At 65.8% G+C, this 23011-nt stretch carries 19 protein-coding genes and 1 pseudogene; 4 read left to right on the top strand and 16 right to left on the bottom strand.

From position 1 onward, the window contains the following. Positions 1-53: 53 nt before the first annotated feature. The 4 genes from ACZ6YA_RS02735 (at position 54) to sfnR (ending at position 3743) form a co-directional block, all read left to right on the top strand. A complete protein-coding gene (locus ACZ6YA_RS02735) occupies positions 54-629 on the top strand; it encodes a TetR/AcrR family transcriptional regulator (RefSeq protein ID WP_465895242.1) in 576 nt (191 codons plus the stop codon). A gap of 246 nt (positions 630-875) precedes the next feature. Further along, the gene (msuE, locus tag ACZ6YA_RS02730; protein WP_465895241.1) at positions 876-1436 is read left to right on the top strand and encodes an FMN reductase; all 561 of its coding nucleotides are present in this window, start codon (positions 876-878) and stop codon (positions 1434-1436) included. Positions 1437-1445: 9 nt separating this feature from the next. Further along, positions 1446-2633 carry an acyl-CoA dehydrogenase family protein gene (locus ACZ6YA_RS02725; protein WP_465895239.1) on the top strand — a complete coding sequence of 396 codons (1188 nt, stop codon included), beginning with the start codon at positions 1446-1448 and terminating at the stop codon, positions 2631-2633. A gap of 9 nt (positions 2634-2642) precedes the next feature. Continuing rightward, the gene (gene sfnR, locus ACZ6YA_RS02720) at positions 2643-3743 is read left to right on the top strand and encodes a sigma54-dependent transcriptional activator SfnR (RefSeq protein WP_465895238.1); all 1101 of its coding nucleotides are present in this window, start codon (positions 2643-2645) and stop codon (positions 3741-3743) included. 197 nt (positions 3744-3940) lie between these two features. Here the strand turns inward: sfnR and ACZ6YA_RS02715 are convergent, their stop codons facing one another. The 16 genes and pseudogenes from ACZ6YA_RS02715 to ACZ6YA_RS02640 all read right to left on the bottom strand — a co-directional run bounded on the left by ACZ6YA_RS02715 (position 3941) and on the right by ACZ6YA_RS02640 (position 22605). Continuing rightward, positions 3941-4234, bottom strand: coding sequence for a hypothetical protein (locus ACZ6YA_RS02715; RefSeq protein ID WP_465895237.1), 294 nt, complete (start codon positions 4232-4234; stop codon positions 3941-3943). Between the two features lie 201 nt (positions 4235-4435). Continuing rightward, positions 4436-5818, bottom strand: a complete 1383-nt coding sequence (locus ACZ6YA_RS02710; RefSeq protein ID WP_465895236.1) for an MFS transporter — start codon at positions 5816-5818, stop codon at positions 4436-4438. Further along, entirely contained in the window at positions 5815-7026 is a 1212-nt protein-coding gene (locus ACZ6YA_RS02705) for an acyl-CoA dehydrogenase family protein (RefSeq protein WP_465895235.1), read from the bottom strand. Before ACZ6YA_RS02705 ends, ACZ6YA_RS02710 begins: the two co-directional genes overlap by 4 nt. A gap of 194 nt (positions 7027-7220) precedes the next feature. Further along, the gene (locus ACZ6YA_RS02700; protein WP_465895234.1) at positions 7221-8933 is read right to left on the bottom strand and encodes a dipeptide ABC transporter ATP-binding protein; all 1713 of its coding nucleotides are present in this window, start codon (positions 8931-8933) and stop codon (positions 7221-7223) included. Continuing rightward, entirely contained in the window at positions 8930-9793 is an 864-nt protein-coding gene (locus ACZ6YA_RS02695) for an ABC transporter permease (protein WP_465895233.1), read from the bottom strand. Before ACZ6YA_RS02695 ends, ACZ6YA_RS02700 begins: the two co-directional genes overlap by 4 nt. Next, entirely contained in the window at positions 9790-10776 is a 987-nt protein-coding gene (locus ACZ6YA_RS02690) for an ABC transporter permease (protein ID WP_465895232.1), read from the bottom strand. Before ACZ6YA_RS02690 ends, ACZ6YA_RS02695 begins: the two co-directional genes overlap by 4 nt. Continuing rightward, positions 10773-12407 (bottom strand): ABC transporter substrate-binding protein, encoded by a 1635-nt coding sequence (locus tag ACZ6YA_RS02685; RefSeq protein ID WP_465895231.1) that lies wholly within the window; start codon positions 12405-12407, stop codon positions 10773-10775. Before ACZ6YA_RS02685 ends, ACZ6YA_RS02690 begins: the two co-directional genes overlap by 4 nt. 202 nt (positions 12408-12609) lie before the next feature. Then, positions 12610-12870 (bottom strand): annotated as a pseudogene (locus ACZ6YA_RS02680) (DUF3077 domain-containing protein); the annotation flags it as partial. A 140-nt stretch (positions 12871-13010) separates the two neighbouring features. Then, entirely contained in the window at positions 13011-13244 is a 234-nt protein-coding gene (locus tag ACZ6YA_RS02675) for a hypothetical protein (protein ID WP_465895332.1), read from the bottom strand. 312 nt (positions 13245-13556) lie between these two features. Beyond that, entirely contained in the window at positions 13557-15161 is a 1605-nt protein-coding gene (locus ACZ6YA_RS02670; protein ID WP_465895229.1) for a dipeptide ABC transporter ATP-binding protein, read from the bottom strand. Further along, on the bottom strand, positions 15158-16000 hold the full coding sequence (locus ACZ6YA_RS02665) for an ABC transporter permease (protein ID WP_465895228.1): 843 nt from the start codon (positions 15998-16000) through the stop codon (positions 15158-15160). The genes ACZ6YA_RS02670 and ACZ6YA_RS02665 overlap by 4 nt, the downstream gene beginning before the upstream one ends. Before the next feature lie 130 nt (positions 16001-16130). Next, entirely contained in the window at positions 16131-17186 is a 1056-nt protein-coding gene (locus ACZ6YA_RS02660) for an NADP(H)-dependent aldo-keto reductase (protein WP_465895227.1), read from the bottom strand. Between the two features lie 144 nt (positions 17187-17330). Next, a complete protein-coding gene (locus ACZ6YA_RS02655) occupies positions 17331-18686 on the bottom strand; it encodes an LLM class flavin-dependent oxidoreductase (RefSeq protein ID WP_465895226.1) in 1356 nt (451 codons plus the stop codon). A gap of 14 nt (positions 18687-18700) precedes the next feature. Beyond that, positions 18701-19945, bottom strand: a complete 1245-nt coding sequence (locus ACZ6YA_RS02650; RefSeq protein ID WP_465895224.1) for an acyl-CoA dehydrogenase family protein — start codon at positions 19943-19945, stop codon at positions 18701-18703. A gap of 21 nt (positions 19946-19966) precedes the next feature. Next, positions 19967-20899 carry an ABC transporter permease gene (locus ACZ6YA_RS02645; protein WP_465895223.1) on the bottom strand — a complete coding sequence of 311 codons (933 nt, stop codon included), beginning with the start codon at positions 20897-20899 and terminating at the stop codon, positions 19967-19969. Beyond that, on the bottom strand, positions 20896-22605 hold the full coding sequence (locus ACZ6YA_RS02640) for an ABC transporter substrate-binding protein (RefSeq protein ID WP_465895222.1): 1710 nt from the start codon (positions 22603-22605) through the stop codon (positions 20896-20898). Before ACZ6YA_RS02640 ends, ACZ6YA_RS02645 begins: the two co-directional genes overlap by 4 nt. Positions 22606-23011: the final 406 nt, after the last annotated feature.

Raw genomic sequence — 23011 nt, 5'->3', positions numbered from 1 at the left:
GATGCCTGTTGTCTTACATTTGGTCAAATATCAAATCGCCGACAGGTCCTTTCATGCCCGCCTCCAGCCGCACGTACGCCGCCCCGCCCGATGCCCGTGACCGCTTGCTGGAAGCGGCCAGTTACCTATTCGCCAACCACGGCTACCAGGCCATCGGCCTGCGCGACCTGGCCAACCACCTGGGGCTGCGGGCGGGGTCGCTGTACCACCATATCGAGAGTAAGCAGGGATTGCTGTTCGAGCTGATCGAATCGAGCCTGACCGACCTGCTGTATGAAACCCGACAATGCCTCAAAGGTGCCCGCTCCACCAGCGAGCGTTTGCAGTGTTTTGTCCAGGCATTCGTGGTGTACAGCCAGGCCAACCCGGACAAGTTGGTGCTGCTTACACGCGAAGCGGTCAACCTCAATGAAGAACAGGCGCAGCAGGTGGAACAGCTCAAGGCAACCTACAGCGGGTTGCTCAGCGATATCATCGCCGCAGAGTGCGGCCTGTGCGGGGCGGGGGCGCGGTCTATTGCCCATGGCGTGCTGAGCTTGCTGTGCGGGCAGGCGCAGTGGGGCGTGACGGCGCGGGAGCAGTTGGTGGCATTCGTGCAAGGGATCGTGCGGACAGGAAAATCATCTTGAAGGAATAAGAATATGAATTCTTATTCTTTTTTAAATATTCACGAATCCTCTATAACTCTACCCACTGTACAGCCACCAACACCTGGCCAACTGTCTGCAGCGCAACACCTGATCAACATACAACGCCCACAAGGCAACACCGGTCGCCGTCGCAAAAAATCGGCAACCTGTTGATCCAAAACGGAATTTAAAAACGGCACGACGATTGCTCCAGCAAAGTCCCGCTTATTCAACCGGAGACTTGCCATGAGCGCCCCACTGAACGTCGTCGCCCTGTCCGGCGGCACCGCCCGCCCTTCGCGCACCCATGCCCTGACCGAGGCGATTGTCGCCGAGCTGGGCCAACACCTGAACATCAGATCGCACCTGATCGAGCTGGGTGACATCGCCCGCCCATTGGGTGGCGCCTTGTGGCGCAGCGAACTGCCCGACAGCGTCGAACAACAGCTGCGTCTGGTGGAAAAGGCCGATCTGCTGGTAGTTGCCACACCGGTCTACCGCGGCAGCTTCCCTGGCCACTTCAAGCACCTGTTCGATCTGATCGGCCAGGACGCGCTGGTCGACACCCCCGTCCTGCTGGCCGCTACCGGCGGCAGCGAACGCCATGCGCTGGTGCTCGATCACCAGTTGCGCCCGCTGTTCAGCTTCCTGCAGGCCCTGACTCTGCCGATCGGCGTGTATGCAAGCCAAGCGGAACTCGCCGACTACCAGGTCTCCAGCGATGCCCTGAGTGCGCGTATCCGCCTGGCCGCCGAGCGCGCCGTGCCTCTGTTCGGCGCCCACCACGCGCTGCGCAAGAGCGCCTGAGGAGCGGCCATGAATGCATCCGTTACCCCCATCCAACGCCCTGCCTTGACCATCGCCCGCGAACTGGCCGGGCAGTTCGCCCAGAGCGCCGTCGAGCGTGACGAGCGCGGCGGCAGCCCCAAGGCCGAGCGCGATGCGTTACGCGACAGCGGTTTGCTGTCGCTGGCGATCCCGCAGGCCTTCGGCGGCCAGGGCGCCAGTTGGCACGACACCTTCGAGGTGGTACGCGAGTTCGCCCGCGTCGACAGCTCCATCGCCCACGTGTTCGGCTTCCATCACCTGATGCTGGCCACTGTGCGCCTGTTCTCGCGTCCCGACCAGTGGCAGCCATGGTTCGAACAGACCGCACGCAAGCACTGGTTCTGGGGCAACGCGCTCAACCCGCTGGACACCCGCACGGTGGTCAAGCACTTCGATGGCTGGTGCGAATTCTCTGGCAAGAAAAGTTTCTGCTCAGGCGCCAGCGACTCGGAAATGCTGATTGCCTCAGCGCTGGACGAACGCGCCGGCGGCAAGCTGCTGATTGCCGCGATCCCCAGTGGGCGCACCGGCATCACCCTGCACAACGACTGGAACAACATCGGCCAGCGCCAGACCGACAGCGGCAGCGCCACCTTCGAGCGGGTGCGCGTCGAGCATGACGAACTGCTGCTCGACCCCGGCCCGCTGAGCACCCCGTTCGCCGCCCTGCGCCCGCTGATCGCCCAGCTGCATTTCGCCAACCTGTTCCTCGGCATTGCCGAAGGCGCCTTCGACGAAGCGCGCCAGTACACCCTCAAGGAAAGCCGGCCGTGGTTCCGCTCCGGTGCCGCCTCTTCTGCCGAGGACCCTTACGTGCTGCGCCACTACGGCGAATTCTGGGTGGGTCTGGAAAGCGTGCGGCTGTTGATCGAGCGCGCCGCCCACCAGCTCGACAGTGCCTGGGCCAAGGAGCAGGCACTGACGGCCGAAGAACGCGGCGATCTGGCCCTGGCCATTGGCACCGCCAAGGTCGCGGCCACCCGCCACGGCCTGGACATTTGCAACCGCCTGTTCGAGGTGACCGGCGCCCGCGCCACCCACGCCTCCCTGCGCTTCGACCGCCACTGGCGCAACCTGAGAACGCAAACCCTGCACGACCCGGTGGACTATCGCATCCACGAGCTCGGCGAGTGGGCCCTCAGCGGTAAGCGCCCTGCCCCATCCTTCTATTCCTAAGGATCGCCCATGCAACTGCTGACCCTCCCCCCGTCACCGACACTGGCTACCTCGATCAGGGCGACCGCACAGGTCTTCGAAGACCCCAGATCACAGGCGCTGCTCGCCCACTTGCAACAGGTCGCGCCCAGTGAGGCCAGCGTACTGATCATCGGCGAAACCGGCACGGGCAAGGAGTTGGTCGCACGCCATATCCACAACCTCAGCGGCCGGCGCAACGGCCCGTTCGTCGCGGTCAACTGCGGCGCGTTCTCCGAATCGCTGGTCGAGGCCGAACTCTTCGGCCATGAAAAAGGCGCCTTTACCGGCGCCCTGGCGGCCAAGGCTGGCTGGTTCGAAGAGGCCAACGGCGGCACGCTGTTCCTCGACGAGATTGGCGACCTGCCGCTGCCGATTCAGGTCAAGCTGCTGCGTGTGCTGCAGGAGCGCGAGGTGGTGCGCCTGGGCTCGCGCAAAAGCATCCCGATCAACGTGCGAGTGCTGGCGGCGACCAACGTGCAGTTGGAGAAGGCGATCAACGCCGGGCATTTTCGCGAAGACCTGTACTACCGCCTGAACGTGGTGACCCTGCAGTTGCATCCGCTGCGTGACCGGCCCGGCGATATCCTGCCGCTGACCCGGCACTTCATCCGCACCTACAGTGAACGCTTGGGTTACGGACCGGTGGAACTGAGCCCCAAGGCGCAGGCCAAGTTGGTTGAGTACAGCTGGCCGGGCAATATTCGCGAGCTGGAGAACGTCATCCATCACAGCCTGCTGACCTGCGGCGACGGACTGGTGCAGGCCCAGGACCTGCGTCTGTCCAACCTGCGCCTGGAACGCCAGGAGGAAGAGCCAGCGAGCAATGGCGTGGAAGATTTGCTGCTGCAGGCGTTCAGTCGGCTGTACGAAGAACAGCCTGGGGACTTGTACGAGAAGGTCGAGAATGCGCTGCTGCGCTCGGCGTACCACTTCTGCCATTACAACCAGGTGCATACCGCGCAGTTGCTGGGGCTGTCGCGCAACGTCACGCGCACCCGGCTGATTGCGATTGGTGAGCTGGTGGTGAATAAACGGCGAGGGCCGGAGCCGCAGGTGGTGGATAACCGGCTGGTGCGGTTGTCGATCTGAGATTCATTGAGCCTGCTCGGGCCTCTTCGCGGGCAAGCCCGCTCCCACAGGTACAGCGCCTACTTGAAGAACGGCGCCGTACCTGTGGGAGCGGGCTTGCCCGCGAAGAGGCCCGAGCAGGCAGCTCAACCATCAGGTCCGATCACCGCCATGATCATCTCCCACATCATGATCGACCCCATCATCAGCGCCATGCCCTACACCATGGGTTTCACCCACAGCATGATTCGCCTCGTGGTTGGCCTCGTGGTTGGCCTCATGATTCGCTTCATGGTTGGCCCCATCATCAGCCCCATTGCGGCCACTGTCACCGCGACCTGAACTGGCATGGCCACCACCATCGCCACTGTGCCCGCTGCCGCCATGGCCACCGCCACCGCCACCGCCGCTTCCACCGCCGCCATGACCTCCGCCACCGCCACCGTGACCGCCTCCGCCTCCGCCTCCGCCGCCACCATGGCCACCACCACCACCACCACCATCTTTCGCATAGGCACTGGACGCGCCACCAATGGACTCAGGCACCAACACCGCCGACGCTGACAACACAGCGCCGATGGCCAAAGCCAACAAGCATTTCTTCAGCATGATGAGCCTCCGCAGGGGACTTGTCGGGTGAATGTTGCAGAATGTTTCTTAAGCAGTGAGCGTAGTCTGCACTCGGGCCTGCCTGGGACCGGTCATCCGATTCGTCAGCTCGCCAAACGCCGGAACACCCCACCAGAAATCCCACACATCGCGGCGCACAACAGCATCACCGTGGCAATGTCCGCCACCGAGGTTTCACTGCGCCCGTCTGCACCGGCCAACACGCCAAGCATCACGCCCGCCAGGCTCACCGACATGGCCATGGTCAACTGCACCGACATCGCCGACAACGCACTGGCCGCCGCCGAGCGCTCTCCCGGCACATCCTGGTAGCTGGCAGCGCCCAAGGTGGAGAACTGCAGCGAACGCACCAGGCCTGCCGCGAACAGCACCACCGCCATCAGCCACACCGCCGTGTCGCGGTCAAAACTCGCGCACAGGGCAATGCCGACACCGCTGAGCACGGCATTGCAACTGAGCACCCGCCGGTACCCGAAGCGCCGCACCAGTGGTACGGCCAACAGCTTCATCAGCAATGCGCCGACACCCCCACTGACCACCAGCCCCCCGGCCGCCAACGGGCTCATGCCCAGGCAGTTCTGCAACAGCAGCACGATCAGAAACGGCTGCGCCGCCGAGCCCAGGCGAAACAGCCCACCACCGGCCTGGGCCACGCCAAAGCTGCGCAGGCGCAGCAGCGACAGGTCGACCAGCGGGTTGGGATGACGCCGTGCATGCACCCAATAGCCTAGGGCGCAGGCTACCCCGCCCGCGATCAGGGCCAGCGCCCACGCCTGCGGCAGTTGCCGCAACCCCAGCGATTCCAGGCCGAACACCAGCATGGCCAACGCCCCGCCGCTGAGCAGCAGGCCACGCCGGTCCAGCGGCGGCACCGGACGCGCCGGGTAGTCCGGCACATGGCGCAGGATCAGCCAGGCGCCGAGCAGACTGATCGGCAGGTTCACCAGGAAAATCCAATGCCACGACAGGACCGTCACCAGCAGCCCGCCCAGCAACGGCCCGATCAAGGGCCCGACCAGGGCCGGCAAGGCCAGCCACGACATCGCCTGCAGCAGCTGCTCGCGGCTCGACCAGCGCAGGATGATCACCTGCCCCACTGGCGTCATCAGCGCCCCGGCCGCACCTTGCAGCATGCGCCCCAGGCACAGCTGCCACAGCGAGTCGGCCAGGGCGCAGGTCAGCGAAGCGAACGTAAACAGCCCCATCGCCAACAACATCACCTGGCGCGGCCGAAAACGCTCGGCCGCCCAGCCACTGAGCGGCACGCACAATGCCAGGGCCAGCATGTACAGCGACACCACCAGGTTCATGCGCAAGCCCGGTTCGCCAAAATCGGCAGCCATCTGCGGCAGTGCGGTCAGCACGGCCGTGCTGTCGAGCAGTTCCATGAACAACGTGGCACCGATGATCAACGGCACTTTGGGATTTTGCACAGGGCCGACCAGCGCGGTCGGCTGGGCGGTCAAAACAGCCCCGAGACAGGTGGCCGAGTGCCTTTGAGCTGCCACGCACCGACCACCGCCGCCTTCCACTGGCGCGGGTTGTGGTTGGCCACCGTACGGGCGTTGCGCCAGTGGCGATCGAGGTTGTGCTGGCGGCCAGTGGTGGAAGCACCGCCGACATCGAACAGTGTTTCGGCGGCCTTGAGCGCCAGTTCGGCGACCAGGTATTGGGCCTGCGCCACTTCGATGGCCGCCTGCTCCACGGCAGCCTCGTCCAGCTGCGCGGCCCAGGCCTTGTCGATGGTCGCGGCCGCTTTTAGCACCAGCGCTTCGGCACCGTAGGCGCGGGCGGCGATATCGCCGACCGAGAGCTCCACATACGGGTCGTCCACCGACCGGCTGGCCGTGCTGTGCTTGATCGGGCGGGCGTGGTCCCGGGCGAACTGGCTGGCATCGTTCAAGGCATTGCGGGCGATGCCGGCCAGCACGGTGCCAAGGAACAGCTGCAGGAATGGGGTAACGAGCGTGCGCTTGCCCTCCTCCACGGTGCGCGTGCGGATGTCGCTGGCTTCGACCTTCACATTGCGCAGGTGCGTGGTGCCGCTGGCGGTCAGGCGCTGGCCCATGGCGTCGAAATCATCGACCAGCTCCAAGCCCTCGCGGTCACGCGGCAGGATAAACGACACCGGCTGTTCATCCTCGTCCAGGGCCACCGCGCTGACGTAGTCGGCAAACAGCGCACCGGTGCTGTAGTACTTGCTGCCATTGGCGCGAAAGTGCTGCCCTTGACGCACCAGCCGCGCCGCGATGGCGCCGTTGGCGCCACCCAGTTCCCAACCGGCGTTGCCGATCACCGCGCCCTCCAGGTAGCGGGCGAACCAGCGCTCGCGCTCTTGTTCGGCCCCTTCGGCGCGCGACACCAGCAATCCTTCGACAAAGGCAAAACCTGGGCGCAGGGCTTGGGCGACATTGGAGTCGACGGCGGCCACCTGCAGCAGCAGCTCGATGACATCGCTGACCGTGCCGCCGGGGCCGCCGTATTGCGTGGGGATGCGCACGGTGTAGAGGCCAGCGGCGGCCAGTTTAGCGATGGCTTCGTAAGGCAACTGGCGGTCACGTTCGCGTTGGGCGGCACCGATGGCGATGGCTGGAAGCAGTGGCACGATGCGCGCCTTGAGGGCCGCGATGCTGGTGGCCGGGGGCTGGGTGGGGAAACGTTGGAATGTGGTCATGGTTCAGTCCTTTAATTACATCATGCGCATATTTTGTAGGAACAACTGTCTTGCTCAAATTCCTCAAGCTTTCGCAATCCTTGTGGGAGCGGGCTTGCCCGCGAACACGGGCGAAGCCCGTGCCATCCACCGCAGCGCCTGATTCGCGGGCAAGCCCGCTCCCACAGGGACATGCGTAGGCTGCGAGATTCAAGTCACACAGCGATTTTCCAGAGCCGTGATTCGTCAAACAGGTCGAACGCTTCGTGCTCCAGGTCCAGCGGCGGCACCACCAGCTCGCTGCCACTGCCGGGCAACCGCGGCACCGCCCCCAACAGCTTTCGGGTGTATTCGTGGGCCGGGTGCTCGAACAACTGCTCGACCGGCGCGTGCTCCACCACCTGGCCGTGGCGCATCACCAGCACGTCATCGCTGACATGGCGGATCACCCCAAGGTCGTGGGAAATGAACAGGTAGGCTAGGCCCAGCTCATCCTGAAGATCAGCGAGCAGGTCGAGCACTTGGGCCTGCACCGACACGTCCAGGGCCGACACCGGCTCATCGCAGATGATCAGCTTCGGCCCACTGGCGATTGCCCGGGCGATCGCCACCCGCTGGCGCTGCCCCCCGGACAATTGCAACGGCCGGCGCTGGGCAAACTCAGCAGGCAGGCGGACCTGGTTGAGCAGCAATGCGATACGCGCAGGCCGGGCCACAGCCTGGATACCGGCGACCTGCAACGCATCATCGAGAATCTGCGCCACGCTCCAACGTGGGTCGAACGAACCCAGTGGGTCTTGATAGATCACGCTGATTTCACGACGCAGTGGCCGGCGCAGCGCTTCGGTCACGGCATTGCCCGGGCGATTCCACGGCTGGCCGCGATAAAGCACTTCGCCTTCGTCGGGCTGCAACAGGCCCAAGGCGATGCGCGCCACCGTGGTCTTGCCCGAACCGGACTCGCCGACGATGCCCAGGGTGCGCCCGGCGCGCAGGGTAAAATCGACGCCCGTCACCACTTGCCGCAGCAGCCCGTCCGGGCCCAGGTAGCGCTTGCCCAGCCCGCGCCCCTCCAGCAGCACATCGCTTTTCAGCCGTGGCTTCGGCTCAGGTTGCACGCCCGCGCGCTCCGGGGACAGGCGGCTACCACGTGAGTGCTCGGCCGGCACGGCCGCCAGCAACGCCTGGGTGTAAGGATGGCGCGGCTGGCGCAGCACTTGCTGCATCGGCCCCTGCTCCACCACCTCGCCGTGGCGCAGTACGACCACCTCGTCAGCCAACTGCGCAACCACCGCCAGGTCGTGGCTGATGATCAGCAGCGAAGCGCCACGCGCCTTGATCTGCTGGAACACGTCGAGAATCTGCGCCTGCACCGTCGCATCCAGCGCGGTGGTCGGCTCGTCGGCGATCACCAGTGCAGGGTCCAGTGCCAGTGCACTGGCAATCAGCGCACGTTGGCGCAGGCCACCGGACAATTGTCCCGGCCGCTGGCGGGCACGCAAGGCAACGTCCGGCACGCCTACAAGCTCCAGCAATTCATGCACCCGCGCTGCACGGGTTTGCCGGTCACCGTACTGATGGGTCTGCAGCACTTCGAGAATCTCCTTGCCCACCGGCCGCAGCGGGTCGAGCGACACCAGCGCATCCTGCAGCACGAAGCCGATGTCGTTGCCACGCACCGCGCGCCACTGGCGCTCGCTCAGGTCGAGCAGGTCATGCCCGCCGAAACTCAGCTGCCGGGCACCCACTTGCGCGCGCGGCCCGGCCAGGCCAACCAGGCTGCGAGCGCTGACGCTTTTGCCCGAGCCCGACTCACCCACCAGCGCCACGCAGCGGCCCGGTTGCAAGGTGAAAGACAGATCACGCACCACGCTAAGCCCGTCAAAGGCCACGCTCAGCCCCTCGACGATCAAGGTCTTGTCGCTCATGGCAGGCGGCCCTCCAGGCGTTGTTGGATATAGCGGCCGGTTACCGTGGTGGCCAGTGTGGTAAGGACAATGAACAGCCCGGGGAAGAAGGTCAGCCACCAGGCATTGGCGATGAAGTCGCGGCCCATCGACAGCATGGTCCCCCATTCCGGCGCCGGGGGCCGTGCGCCTAGGCCAAGGAAGCTCAGCGCCGAAGCCCAGACGATGGCCTGGCCGACGCCCATGGTCAGCGTCACCACCAGCGGGCGCATGGCGTTGGGCAGCAACTGGCGCAGGACGATGCGCGAGGTCGGATGCCCCAGTGCCCGCGCCGCTTCGATGTAACCGGCATTGCGCACCGCCAGCACCTGGCCGCGCACCATGCGCGCATAGCCCGGCGCGCCGCCCAGCCCGGTGGCGACGATCAGCGGGCCGACGCCGCTGCCGAACACTGCAACGAACAGCAGCGCCAGCACCAGGCTGGGGAAGGCGAACAGCACCTCCAGCAGCCAGCCGATGGCCCGGTCCAGGCGAGCACCACCCAGGCCGCTGAGCAGCCCGAGGGTGATGGCGATGGCCATCGCAATGGCCGTGGCGGCCACGCCGATCAGCAGGCTCTGGCGGGCACCGTGGATGATCCGCGCAAAGATGTCGCGGCCCGACTGGTCGGTGCCCAACCAGTGCGCCCAGCTCGGCGGCTGGAACGCCTCGCGCGGGACGATGGCCAGCGGGTCGATGCGGGTGAACAGGCCTGGCGCCAGTGCGGCCAACAACAGCGCCAGCAGGAACAGGATCGCCAGGCTGGCGCCCACGGGTGGCAGGTTCAGGCGCCGTTGCCGGCGCACGGGGGCGAGGGCCCGGTCCAAAGTCAGGTCAGTCATGCTGCGGCCTCCTGTTGCCGAGGGTCGATCCACTGGTACAACAGGTCGACCAGAATATTCGCCAGCACGTAGCCGGCCGCGACCACCAGGCTGATGCCGATCACCAACGGCAGGTCCTGCAGCTGCACGGCCTGGTACAGCTGGCGGCCGATGCCCTTGCGGGAAAAGATAACCTCGCACACCACCGCGCCACTGATCAGCGCACCGATGGCCCAGCCCGACAAGGCCACGCCCGGCAGCAAGGCATGGCGCAGGGCGTGCTTGAAGCGCACTGCCAGGTCACTGAGGCCGCGCGTCCGGGCGGTGAGCACGAAAGGTTGGTCAAGGGTCAGTTCCAGCGATTCGCGGGTCACCTGGGCGATGAAACCTGCCAAGGGAATCGCCAGGGAAAACGCTGGCAACACCAGGCTGGCGAAGCTGTCACTGCCTGCCGGTGGAAACCAGCGCAGGCCAAAGGCGAACACCGCCAGCAACACCACCCCGAGCCAGAAGTGCGGCAACGATGCACTCAGCGTTTCCAGCAACGAGGCCACACCCCCGACCAGCCGGCCACGGCCGGCAGTGACCACGGTCAGCAACAGCACCAGCAGCCAAGCCAGCACCAGCGCCGCCACGGTCAATTCGAGGGTGGCACCGCCCTGCTCCGCCAGCACCCGCGTGACCGGCAAATGTTGCGAATAGGACATGCCCAGGTCGCCCTGCAGCAGGCGCCAGAGGTAGAGCAGGTATTGCACCGCCAAGGGCTTGTCGAGGCCGAATTCCTGACGCGCCGCCTCGATGGCCTCCGGCGAAGGGTTGCCGCTGGCGCCGCCGAGAATGGCCAGCACCGGGTCGCCCGGCATCAGGCGCAAGGCGAAGAAGGTCAGCGTCGCCACCGCCCACAGCACCAGCACGCCACCGGCCAGACGGATGCCGGCGCGGCGGCCCAAGGCGGCCAGCCGCTCGCGACGCGGATCGGTCACGGCGAGGGTTGTCGAAGTCATTTGTTCACCCATGCGTCATAGAGGTAGGTCACCGCCAGCGAAGGCTCCAGGCGCACGCCGTGGGCGGTCTTGTAGAGGCCCAGGCGGGTGCTTTGCGGGTAAGTGGTGAGTTGCAGGTACTGCGCCGCCGCCTGTTGCTGTGCCTGGCGGTAATACTGGCGGCGTGGTTCGGCGTCCTGGGTAGCCAGCGCACTGTCGAGCAAGGCGTCAAAGCCCGGGTCGGCATAACCGGACGAGTTCTGGTGATAACCGCCGACCCCGGCCGGCTGCACGAACGCGCTGCTGAAGATGATGCGCAGCACGTCGGGGGTGTTGGTGTTCCAGTAGCCGATGCGGATGTCGTAGTCCCAGGCGGCCTGGCGGCTGGTGACCTGGGCATCGCTCATCTGGTCGAGCACCAGCTCGAAGCCGACCCCGCGGGTGGTGGCCTGCACCTGCTCCCACAGGGTCAGTTCCGACGGCGGCGTACGCGCGCCGATCAGCACCACCGCGCGCAGGCGCTGGCCCGCCTTGGTGCGGTAGCCCTCGCTGTCGCGACCGGTCCAGCCGGCTTCATCGAGCAACTGGGCAGCGCGCGCCGGGTCGTAGTCCTGGCTGCGCTCGAAGTCGCCACTGTAGAACGGCGTGGCCGCGCTCAGTGGTCCGCCGGCACGGGGGAACTCGCCGAAGTACACGCTCTTGAGCGCGCCCTCCACATCGGCGCTGCGCACCAGCGCTTCACGCACACGGATATCATCGAACGGCGCACGGCGCAGGTTGAAGGTGCCGTTGGTGGGGTTGCCCGGGCGCTGGGCGATGATCAGGTCGACATCCGGGTTGCGCCGCGCCGCTTCGTGCGATTCCGGCGGCAGCGCCTCGATCACATCGACCTCGCCGGCCTGCAAGGAGGCGAAGCGCACCGACGGCTCCTGGATGAACTTCCAGAGGATACGGTCGAGGTAGGCAGGCCCTTGGTGTTGCGCGGTGGGCGGTGCCCAGTTGTAGTCCGGGTTGCGCACCAGCTCTACCTGGTTCTGCCGGTCCCAGTGCACGACCTTGAACGGCCCGCTGCCGACCGGGCTTTCGCAGTTTTCATCGCGGCTGCGGGCCAGCGCCGTGGGCGACTGGATGCCGAGAAACCCTTGGGCCAACACCTCGAGGAAAGCGGCATAGGGCGTGGCCAGCGTGACCTCGGCGGTGTAGGCGTCGAGCACCTTGGTGCTGCGGTATTGGCGGATGTAGCCGCCGGCGGTACTGGATTGGGTCTTGGGGTTGGCCATGTGGTCGAGGTTGGCCTTGACCGCTTCGGCATTGAACGGCGTGCCATCGGTGAAGTGCACGTCGCGGCGCAGGTGGAAGGTGTAGCGCAGGCCGTCGGCGGAGACGTCCCAGCTGGACGCCAACCACGGGCCGATCTGGCCGGTGCTGTCCATCGACACCAGCGAGTCGAGGTACTGCTGGGCGACGAACACCTGCGGCATGTCGCCGGCCACGTGCGGGTCCAGGCAGGTGGGTTCGCGGTCGGTGGCGTAGACCAGCGTGCCGCCGTGCAAGGGCTGGGTGGATTGCGCCGTGGGCTGCTCGGTGCGTTCGCAGCCGGCCAGGGCCAGCAAAGTGCAGAGCGGGATCAGGGGGAGGATGGGTCGGTTCAAGGGCGCTCCTGCGGGGACTGGGCTTTGGGAGGGGTGTTGCAGGAGTTGTGCCGGGTTTAATGGGTTGATTTTGTTGGGGTTTGGCGGATTGTGGGTGCTGGTGGGAGGGCAAAGTGTGGGGGGAGTGTTGGGGGGTGGACAGTTGGGGGAGATTGCATGGCTTTGGATTGAGGTGGGGCCAGCAGGTGCTTGTCGATGGGTTTCTAGTGCTCTCCAGATCGGCATCATCCATAAGCGCCTTGGCCAGCGCACTCAGGTAATGCGCCGCCCGGATCAGCTGCGGCTTTTCCTCCATCAGCCCGTCGAGAGTCATGTCCCGCACATAACCCATCAATTCTGAAGCCTGCTCACGGGCTTGCTGGCACGGGATGCCGGGCACGATGCGCAATAGCGGGTGAGTCTGGTTCAAGCCTTGGTAGAACGTGGTCTTGCCGACCGTGCATTGGGTGTCGTTTGCAGTCATTGCGCGATCTCCCTGAAAATTCTCGAGTGCCTGATCCGGCCTCTTCGCGGGCAAGCCCGCTCCCACAGGTTCAGCGGCTGACCCTGTGGGAGCGGGCTTGCCCGCGAAGAGGCCAGAGCAGGCAATCCACGGCTAATGGCCTAATGCAAAACCCGCGGGTGCGCCGGCATCTGCACCTGTATCAACGCCGACTCAAGCAGCACACGCAGCGCCTCAAGCTCATGCATCGACGCCATCACCAACACCGCCATCGGCGATCGGGGCTGCAGCAACATGGCCTGCTGCGCTACGGTTTGCGCGCACAGGGCGTACTCGGTCGCCTGGATGAGGGTGTCTTCGAGGGAGTGGGAATTGTGGGGTGGATCGGGGACGATCTTTAGCCTTTTTTTGTGCTCTTGATGGGGCCTCCACCACCCGCTGTCAAACGGAAAGGTGGCAGCTGTGCATAGGTTGACAGACCGGCGAACACAAAAACCGGCGCACGCAAGCATGCCCCATGCACAGCCGCCATAGAGCGCAAAGCTATGCAATATGTTCGTCGCGGCCTGTCAAAGCCGTGTCGTTGATGTGCAACGACATGGCGAGACTAGAGCGCTGCCCAGGCGGCCGCAACGGAAAACAGGCGGCGAGAGTATCTTTGGGAAATGGACTACAAGAAAGGGGTTTTATCCGATTATTTTAGGCCCTCACACAGCAATACGGCTGACCCAGCTCGGCCGAGCCGCCGGCAAGCTCGGCACCGCATCGAGCAGCGCGCGGGTATACGGATGGCGCGGCTGCCCCAGCACCTGCGCCGCCGCCCCCTGCTCCACCACCCTGCCGCCCTGCATCACCAGCACCTGGTCACTCACCTGCTCCACCACCCCCAAGTCATGCGAGATGAACACGCACGCCAGGTTCAGCTCGGCCTTGAGCTCCGCCAGCAACGCCAGGATCCGCGCCTGCACCGACACATCCAACGCCGACACCGGCTCATCCAGCACCAGCACCTTCGGCCTCATCGCCAGCGCCCGGGCAATCGCAATGCGCTGGCGTTGCCCGCCGGAAAGCTCCAATGGACGATGGTCGAGCACACTCACCGGCAGCTGTACCCGCTCCAGCAACGCCGCCGCTTCGGTGCGCCGCAGCCCGCGTGGCACACCGGCCTGCGTCAGCGCCTCGGACAACACCCGCAGCACGGTGTAACGCGGGTCGAACGAGGCCAGCGGGTCCTGGAACACCACCTGGATGTCTTTGCGGGCCTGCCCGGCAAACTGCACGGTGCCTTGCTCCGGGTGTTCCAGGCCGAGCAGGATGCGGCCCAAGGTGCTCTTGCCGGAACCGGACTCGCCCACCACTCCCAAGGTCTGCCCTGCGCGCAATTGCAGTGACACGTCGTCCAGCACCTGCCGAGGGCGACCGTCCGGGCCGACGAAGGATTTGCTCAAGCCACGTGCTTCCAGCAACACAGGCTGTTCGTTCTCGGCGTCTTCCACCAGCGCCAATGCAGGCACAGACGGACGCTGGAAATGCACCGCCCGCGCCGCGCTCAACAGGCGTTGGGTGTAAGGGTCCTGTGGGTCCTGGAGGATCTGCTCGACACTGCCCTGCTCGACCACCTCGCCCTGGCGCATCACCGCCACCCAGTCGGCCAGGCGTGCGACTACCGCCAAGTCATGGCTGACCATCAGCAAGCTGTTATCACGCGCTCGCAACTGCTCCAGCAGGTCGAGGATCTGCGCCTGCACGGTGGCATCCAGCGCAGTGGTCGGCTCGTCGGCGATCAGCAGGCGCGGGTGGCAGGCGATGGCCGAGGCAATCAGCGCACGCTGGCGCAAGCCACCCGACAGTTGCCACGGGTACTGCCGGGCACGCACTTCGGGTTCCGGTACACCGACCTGACCCAGCAGCTCCAGCACCTGCAAGCGGCGCTGCTCGGCGCCGAGGCGGGTGTGCAGAAATAGCGGTTCTTCAATCTCGGCACCGATCCGGCGCAGCGGGTCGAGCGAGCCCAGCGCGTCCTGCATGACAAAGCCGATGCGCCCACCGCGCAGACGTTGCCAGGCGGCTTCGTCAAGCCCGAGCAGGTCTTGCCCGGCAAAGGCCAGCCGCTGTGCCTGCACGTCGGCCCCTGAGCCGGTGAGGCCGACCAGGGTGCGCGCGGTCACGCTCTTGCCCGAACCAGACTCCCCCACCAGCGCCAGGCACTGCCCGGCGTAAAGTTGCAGGTTGACGCCGCGTACCACCGGTACGCCTTTGAAGCCCACCCGCAAATCGCGGATTTCCACCAACGGTGTGTCGAGTTTTCTCATACGCTTCTACCCTCGCTGCGCCGCAGCCAGTCCCGGCCGATGACGCTGATGGAAATGACAGTCAAGGTGATCGCCAGCGCCGGCCAGGCCATCAGCCAAGGGGCGTTGGCCATGAAGTTGCGGGCCACGGCCATCATCGCCCCCCACTCGGGCGCCGGTGGTGGGGCACCGAAGCCGAGGAAGCTCAGCGCAGCGGCGGAGGTGATCGCGCCACCTAGGCCGATGCAGGCGAGGATCAACACAGGCTGCACGGCATTGGGCAGCACATGCGCCAGCACCACGGCCAGTGGTTTGCGGCCCAGGGTCACGGCTGCCTCGACGAAACCGGCGTGGCGGATGGTCAGCGTTTGCGCGCGCACCAGCCGGGCGTAACGCGGCACCGAGGCGATGCCGACGGCGAGGATCAGGTTGCTGGTGCCCTGGCCGAACAGGGCAATGATCACCAGTGCCAGCAGCAGGTCGGGGAATGCAAGCAGCACGTCGACGGTGCGCATCAGCAGGTTGTCCAGCCAATGCGGGGCCAGGCCCGACAGCAGGCCGAGCAAGGTGCCAAGGCCGAGGCCGACCAGGGTGGCGGCCAGGCCGATGAACAAGGACGGGCGGGCGCCGTGGATCAGGCGGCTGAGCAGGTCGCGGCCGTTTTCGTCGGTGCCTAGCCAGAAGGTGCTGCTGGGGGGTTGGTAGGCCAGGCGGGCATCGGCGGCCAGGGGGTCGTTGGGGGATAGCCAGCCGGGGGCCAGCACGGCCAGCAGCAACAGGCCGAGGATGGTCCACGCTAGCCACAAATCGGGGCGGGATCGGCTGAGTGAGGTTGGCGGTGCCAGTGTGATTGCGGTCATTTCAGTCCTTTTTTGGGTCGGCTATGCGGGCCTCTTCGCGGGCAAGTCCGCTCCCACAGGTTCGGGGGCAACGCAGCGCCTGTGGGAGCGGGCTTGCCCGCGAACAAGGGCGAAGCCCTTGCCATTCAACTCACGGCGACGGGTTGGGAATGCGGCGGTGCACGGCCTGGATTTCGGCCAATACCTTGTCGCTGAGCTTCACCTCAAGCGCACTGAGGTTTTCCTGCAACTGCGCCAACGTGGTCTGCCCAGTGATCGCGCTGGCCACGAACGGCTGGCGGATGACGAACGCCAGAGCCAGCTGTGCCGGGGTCAGCCCGTGCTCGCGGGCAATCTGCACATAACTGGCGATGGCGCTGTTGGCTTCATCGCTGTCGTAGCGGTTGAAGGTGCGGTACACAGACGACAGCCGTGAGCCTTCGGGCAGCGCGCCGTTCAGGTACTTTCCGGTCAGCGTGCCGAAGGCCAGCGGCGAGTAAGCCAGCAAGCTGATACCTTCGCGATGACTGAACTCTGACAGGCCATGTTCGTACTGGCGGTTGAGCAGGCTGTAGGGGTTCTGGATGCTGGCGATGCGCGCCAGACCTTGGTCCTCGCTGTGGCGCAGGAAACGCGCCACGCCCCACGGCGTTTCGTTGGATACGCCGATGTGGCGGACCTTGCCGGCCTTGACCTGCTCGTCGAGCACGGCGAGGGTTTCTTCGATGGCGGCGGTTTGCGGGTGGTCGTCGGCATAGGGGTATTCGCGGATGCCGAAGAAGTTGCTGCTGCGGTCCGGCCAATGCAGCTGGTAGAGGTCCAGGTAGTCGGTCTGCAGGCGGCGCAGGCTGCCCTCCAAGGCGGCGACGATGTTCTTGCGGTCGTGGTGCGACAGGCCATCGCGGATATGCGCCTGGGCGCCCGGATCGCGGGCAGGCCCGGAGATCTTGCTGGCCAGCACCAGCTTGTCGCGCTGGCCACGGGCTTTGATCCAGTTACCGAGGTAGCGCTCGGTGGTGGTCCAGGTTTCGGCGTGGGTGGGGGTCGGGTACATCTCGGCGGTGTCGATAAAGTTGACGCCGGCAGCGACGGCGGCGTCCAGTTGCTGGTGGGCGTCCTGTTCGCTGTTCTGGTGGCCCCAGGTCATGGTGCCAAGGCTGAGAAGGCTGATTTGCAGGTCAGTGTGGCCTAGTTGGCGGTAGAGCATGGTTTGAATCCTTGGAAGATGCAGTGGAGTTGAAATCGCAGGTCTGCTTTGCAGCCCATTCGCGGGGCAAGCCCGCTCCCACAGGGCCTGTGGAGATCCTTGTGGGAGCGGGCTTGCCCCGCGAATGGGGTGCGCAGCGCCCCCTTAAACAGCCGATGCGGTCTCGCGACTGGCCTCGGCAAACTGGTTCGCGGCCTTGGGCAACCCGAGGTGCTCGCGCAAGGTGGTGCCAGTGTATTCGGTGCGGAACAACCCGCGTTTCTGCAGCAACGGCACCACCTCCTCGACGAACACCCGCGCCCCTGAAGGGAACACATCAGGCATGATATTGAATCCATCACCAGCGCCGGCCAGGAACCATTCAGCGAGCGTGTCGGCCACCTGCTCCGGTGTCCCCACCGCCAACCGGTGCCCCACCAGGATCCGCCGCGACAGCTGGCGGATGGTCAGGTTTTCGCTGCGTGCCAGGTTCAACTGAGCTTCCAGAAAGCCGTGCGATCCGCGCTCGAAATCCGCCACCGCGCCAATCTTTGCCCAAGGCAATGGCGCGTCCGGGTCCAGCTGGCTGGCATCGATGCCGATGCGCCCCGCCACCTGCTGCAGCAAGCCGTGCTCGCCGTGCCAGGCATTGAGTTCATCGAACCGCGCATGCGCCTCGGCTTCGGTACTGCCGATCACGGTCGACAGGCCCGGCATGATTTTCAGGTGCTGCGGGTTGCGCCCCCAGGCCTTGGCTCGCGCTTTCATCTCCTGGTAGAACGCCAGCCCGTCGGCCAAGGTGGTCTGGGTGGTGAAGATCGCATCGGCGTAGCGCGAGCCCAGTGCCTTGCCGCCTTCGGACGACCCCGCTTGCACCAGCACCGGCCGGCCTTGGGGCGAACGCGGCAGGTTCAGCGGGCCTTTGACCTGAAAATGCGTGCCCTGGAAGTCCAGGGTGTGCACCTTGCTCGGGTCGGCAAAACGGCCCCCGGCGCGATCACCGATCACCGCATCGTCTTCCCAGCTGTCCCACAGTTTCAGGGTCACATCGACGAACTCTGCGGCGCGCCCGTAGCGGTCCCCATGCAGCGGCGCACCCGCCAGGCCAAAGTTCTGCGCGGCGGCGTCGCCGGCGTTGGTGACGACGTTCCAGGCCGCGCGGCCTCCGCTGATGTGGTCCAGCGAGGCGATGCGCCGGGCCAGGTTGAAGGGCTCGTTGTAGGTGCTGGAGCAGGTGGCGATCACGCCGATGCGCTCGGTGGCCGCGGCCACTGCGGTCAGCAGCACGGTCGGCTCCAGGCGCCCGCCGGGCTGACTGGAAACATCCGGCGGCAGCGCCGGGCCATCGGCGAGGAAGATCGCATCCAGGCAGCCGCGCTCGGACAACCGGGCAATGTCGCGGTAGTAGTTGACGTCGATATAGGCATCGATCGCCGCTTCACCCTGGCGCCAGGCGCCGGCATGGGAGCCGAAGCCGAGGATGTTCATGCCCAGGCTCATCTGGGTGGGTTTGTTGCTCATGGTGATTCTCCTGTTCAGACCGCGCTGGCTTCGTCGCCACTGCCCTGCCCTGCGCTGGCGGCGGCTTGACGGGCGCGCCAGGCCTGGGCCGGGCTGATGCCGTTGAGGTAGTAGTTGCCCAGCGCCTGCTCGCGGTGAATGGCCGGGTTGTGCGAGGCCAGGGTGCGGGCGTTGCGCCAGTGGCGGTCGAGGCGCCGGGCATTGCTGGTGGCTGAGGCACCGCCGACTTCGAACAGCAAGGTGCTGGCCTCAAGCACCTGTGGCAGCACGATCTGCTGGGCCTGGAAGGTGTGAATTTCAGCGTCGGTGTACAGCTGCTCCGGCACCTCGCCAGCCTGCCCGGCTTCGAACACGACTTGCAGGCTTTGCCCCACTGCCGTGACCTGCGTTTCGGCGGCAAAAGCCAGGCTCGCCAGGCGGCCGACCACGGCTTGCACCAGCGGGTCCTCGGCCGGCTGCGATTGCCCCGGCACGCCGAAGGTTCGGCTGCGGCCCTGGACGAAAGCCACGGCATCGGCCAGCACGGCGCGGGCGATGCCGGCCAGGGTCGCGAGGTGCACGGCCTGGTAGAACGCCGTGAGGTAAGACTCGGCGCGCAGTTCGCCTTTGGCGAAGCGGCGCAGCAGGTGTTGCGGTTGCACGGTTACCTGGGTGAAGCGCGTGGTGCCACTGCCGGTCAGGCGCTGGCCGAAGCCGTCCCAGTCGTCGACCCGCTCCACGCCCGGTGCGTGGGTGGACACCGCCAGGCTGACGAAGTCATCGCCATGGTTGGCCACCGCCGCCACCCAGTCGGCGTACAGGGTACCGGTGCAGTAGTACTTCTCGCCGTCCAGGCGGTAGCCGTCTTCGCTGTCGTTCAGTTGCACGGTGTTGCCGGTACTGTCGGTGCGCTCGGCCATGGCCGCGCCCCACAGCTCACCGGCCACTACCCGGGCGAACCAGTAGTCCTGCGAGGCGGCGTCGTTGGACGCCAGGCGCCCTTCGACGAAACCGAAGTGGGCGCGGAAGATCTGCGGCAGGTTGGAATCGGCCTGGCCAAGGCGTACCAGCTGGCGCAATAGTTGCGGCAGGCTGGCGCCAAGGCCGCCATGGCTGCGTGGTACGCGCAAGGCCCCGAGGCCCGCTTCGCGCAGCCAGGCCACCGGTTCGAAGGCCAGGGAGCGCTGCTGCTCGCGCTCTACCGCGCCTTCGGCGATACGGCGGTAGAGGGGTTCGAAACGCGCGTCCAGCTCGGCGTCGGTAATCGGGAGTTGGCTCATGTAGGTTCCTTTCTATTGAATTCAGCGGCGCGTAGTGCGCGGGTCGATGGCCTGGGTCAGCAGGTCCACCAGCAGGTTGACCAGCACGTAGATGGCCGCCGCCAGCAGGGTCACGCCGAGCACCAGTGGCACGTCCTTGTTGCCGGTGGCTTCGAGCATCAGCCGGCCGATGCCCTGGCGGCCGAACAACAGCTCCAGCACCACGGCGCCACCGAGCAGGCTGGCGAACACGTAGCCGGCCAGGGTCACCAGCGGCACCAGCGCGTGGCGCAGGGCATGACGCAGGCGCACGGCGGTGTCGGACAGTCCGCGCGCGCGGGCCTGGGTGATGAAGGGTTGTTCCAGCGCCTGCTCCAGCGACTGGCGCAGCACCTGCGCCAGCACCGCAGCAATCGGCAACGCCAGGGCCAGGGTCGGCAGCACCAGCGCGCGCCAGCCACTCGATCCGGACGGGGGCAGCAGGTGGAAGTAGAAGGCGAAGGCCAGCAGCAGCAAGGTGCCGATCACGAAGTTGGGCGTCGACGACAGCACCAGCTCGACGCCCGATACCAGCGCCCGCAGGCGTCGGCCCCGGTTTGCGGTAAGCAGCGCCGACAGTAACGCCAGCACGACAGACAGCAGTGCCGCCGTACTGGCCAGTGTCAAGGTGGCACCGACCTGCTCGCCGATGGCCTGGCTGACCGGGATGCGCAGCCGGTACGACTCGCCCAGGTCACCCTGCGCCAAGCGCGCCAGGTAATGGCCGTATTGCACCCACAGCGGTTGGTCGAGGCCGTAATCGGCACGCACCTGGGCAAGCATCGCCGGCGTGGGCATGGCGTCGGGGCCGCCGAGGATCGCCAGTGCGGTATCGCCGGCACTCTGCTGCACGGCGATGAAGGTCAGGGTCGCGGCGGCCCAGAGCACGATTACACCGTCGCGCAGGCGGCGCAGCAGGGTTGGCAGCAGTTTCATGGGTGCTCCTTGGCCAGCCACACACCGGTAAACAGGGGTACGTTGTGCGAACCGTCGAACAGCACACCGCCGACGGCCTTGCGGTAGGCGAGCAGCATCTGCGCCTCCACCGAGGGCACTGAGGGCATGGTCTCGGCCAGACGTTGCTGGGCCTGGCGGTAGAGCTGCTGGCGGCGCATCAGGTCGGTACTGCCGCGCGCCTCGCCAAGCAGTTGGTCGACCTGGGTATCGCGGAAGTGGCCGACGTTCTGCCCGAGCATTTTCGCGCTGGGGATCGATTGGCTGTGGTAGAGGATGTACAGCCCATCGGCGGTGTTGGTGTGCCAGTAACCACCGCCCAGCGCATCGAAGTCGCCGGCATAGCGCAGTTCAGTCACCCGGGTAATGGGCAGCAACTGGATGTCCAGGTCGAAACCGACCTTGCGCAAATCGGCCTGGGTGGCCACGGCGACGTTAGCGGGGAATGCCGGGTTGTCGTAGGTCAGCAGGGTTGCGGCCAGGCGCTGGCCGTTGCGGGTACGAAAGCCTTGATCATCGCGGCCGGACCAGCCGGCAGCATCGAGCAGGCGGTTGGCTGCTGCCGGGTCGAAGGCCAGCGCTGCGGCGGCCACTGGATCGTAGCCCGGCGTGTTCACGGCCAGGAAACCGTCGTTTGCGAGGTATTCACCAAAGCCGGAAATCCATGCCAGGCCCTTGCGGTCGACGGCTTTGGCCACGGCCTGACGCACGCGCACATCGTCGAAAGGCGGGCGCTCGACATTGAAAGTGATGCTGCGAAACGGGATGCCCTTGCGCACGCGGCTGCGCAGCACCAGGTCGGGGTTTGCGCGCATCGCCTGGGCATTCTGCGCTGGCGCGTCCAGGGCCATGTCGCTGTCGCCGGCCTCCAGCGAGGTGTAGCGGATCATGGCTTCGGGCACGTAGCTCAGCTCGATGCGGTCCAGGTAGGCCTCGCCCTGGTGATGGGTGGCGGGCGGCGCCCAATCGTAGCCACGCCGGCGCTCGAACGTGGCGCCCTGCACTCGCACCCAACGGCTGAGTACGAACGGACCGCTGCCGATGGGTTGGCTGGCGATGGTCGCGGGCGCTTCGAGGATCTGCCGGGGCGAGATCATCCCCAGCCAGCCCTGCGACAGCACATCGAGGAACGGCGCGTAGGGCTCGCGCAAGGTGGCTTCGAAGGTAAATTCATCGACCACGCGGCCCTTCAGGTACGGCGCGATATAGGCAGCCGCCAGCGGCGATTTGGTTCTGGGGTCGCGCATGTGTTCGAGGTTGACCCGCACTGCTTCGGCGTCGAAGCGCTCGCCGTCGCTGAAGGTGACATCGTCGCGCAGGTGGAAGGTGTAGGTCAGGCCATCGGCGCTGATGTCCCAGCTTTTTGCCAGCCACGGCGTCAGAGTGCCGTCCTCGGTCTGGTAAACCAGGCAGTCGAACAGCACCCGGCCCATCCAGGCGATATTGCCGTGGGACAGGGCGTGGATATCGAAGCTGCCGGCATCGCTGGCGGCGGACACGCGCAAGGTGCCGCCGCGACGGCCGGGCCGTTGTTCGACGAAATCGCCCGGTGCGTAGCGCAGCACACCGTCCACTTCGCGCACGGCTTCACCCTTGAGGGTGTTGGCGGTGTCCGGTGGTGTGGCTGGCGAGCAGGCGGCTAGCAATAACGTGCTGCTCAACAACCAAATTTGAATGAAGTATTTCATCGACTGCAGAAACTCCCCCTTATCTGTAGGGGAGGTATTGCAGTTGTCGTGCCAGCCTTTTAACGCCTATTTGATTGGCTTTTGCCGTATTACTAGTTGTTAGACCATACAAACTGTTCACCGCCTGTTGCATCACCAACACATGACCCTGTGGGAGCGGGCTTGCACGCGAATACGGCGGCGGCTTCAATATAGCATTCGCGGGCAAGCCCGCTCCCACAGGGTCGAGTGTTATTTTGATATTTATATATAACCGGCGCTGTTCGCATCACAACACTCACGCAACAAAACCCCACCGTTTAGTTCAGTGCCTTACTAGCGTCAGGGCAACTAGACCCCAACTTTCGGGCTTTTTGCCACCTGGCATAGAAACTGCTCTTACTCCCTTCGACAGGCCTGACTATTC

The sequence above is a fragment of the Pseudomonas sp. NPDC090752 genome (assembly GCF_055584805.1).
The sequence above is the reverse complement of the archived record's forward strand: the minus strand, read 5'-3'. Positions and strand labels throughout refer to the sequence as shown.

Excerpts from the sequence above, each read along its gene's own strand:
- ACZ6YA_RS02735 (WP_465895242.1), top strand. The coding sequence starts at position 54 with ATGCCCGCCTCCAGCCGCACGTACGCCGCCCCGCCCGATGCCCGTGAC.
- msuE (WP_465895241.1), top strand. The coding sequence starts at position 876 with ATGAGCGCCCCACTGAACGTCGTCGCCCTGTCCGGCGGCACCGCCCGC.
- ACZ6YA_RS02725 (WP_465895239.1), top strand. The coding sequence starts at position 1,446 with ATGAATGCATCCGTTACCCCCATCCAACGCCCTGCCTTGACCATCGCC.
- sfnR (WP_465895238.1), top strand. The coding sequence starts at position 2,643 with ATGCAACTGCTGACCCTCCCCCCGTCACCGACACTGGCTACCTCGATC.
- ACZ6YA_RS02715 (WP_465895237.1), bottom strand. The coding sequence starts at position 4,234 with ATGCGAAAGATGGTGGTGGTGGTGGTGGTGGCCATGGTGGCGGCGGAG.
- ACZ6YA_RS02705 (WP_465895235.1), bottom strand. The coding sequence starts at position 7,026 with ATGACCACATTCCAACGTTTCCCCACCCAGCCCCCGGCCACCAGCATC.
- ACZ6YA_RS02700 (WP_465895234.1), bottom strand. The coding sequence starts at position 8,933 with ATGAGCGACAAGACCTTGATCGTCGAGGGGCTGAGCGTGGCCTTTGAC.
- ACZ6YA_RS02695 (WP_465895233.1), bottom strand. The coding sequence starts at position 9,793 with ATGACTGACCTGACTTTGGACCGGGCCCTCGCCCCCGTGCGCCGGCAA.
- ACZ6YA_RS02690 (WP_465895232.1), bottom strand. The coding sequence starts at position 10,776 with ATGACTTCGACAACCCTCGCCGTGACCGATCCGCGTCGCGAGCGGCTG.
- ACZ6YA_RS02670 (WP_465895229.1), bottom strand. The coding sequence starts at position 15,161 with ATGAGAAAACTCGACACACCGTTGGTGGAAATCCGCGATTTGCGGGTG.
- ACZ6YA_RS02665 (WP_465895228.1), bottom strand. The coding sequence starts at position 16,000 with ATGACCGCAATCACACTGGCACCGCCAACCTCACTCAGCCGATCCCGC.
- ACZ6YA_RS02660 (WP_465895227.1), bottom strand. The coding sequence starts at position 17,186 with ATGCTCTACCGCCAACTAGGCCACACTGACCTGCAAATCAGCCTTCTC.
- ACZ6YA_RS02655 (WP_465895226.1), bottom strand. The coding sequence starts at position 18,686 with ATGAGCAACAAACCCACCCAGATGAGCCTGGGCATGAACATCCTCGGC.
- ACZ6YA_RS02650 (WP_465895224.1), bottom strand. The coding sequence starts at position 19,945 with ATGAGCCAACTCCCGATTACCGACGCCGAGCTGGACGCGCGTTTCGAA.
- ACZ6YA_RS02645 (WP_465895223.1), bottom strand. The coding sequence starts at position 20,899 with ATGAAACTGCTGCCAACCCTGCTGCGCCGCCTGCGCGACGGTGTAATC.
- ACZ6YA_RS02640 (WP_465895222.1), bottom strand. The coding sequence starts at position 22,605 with ATGAAATACTTCATTCAAATTTGGTTGTTGAGCAGCACGTTATTGCTA.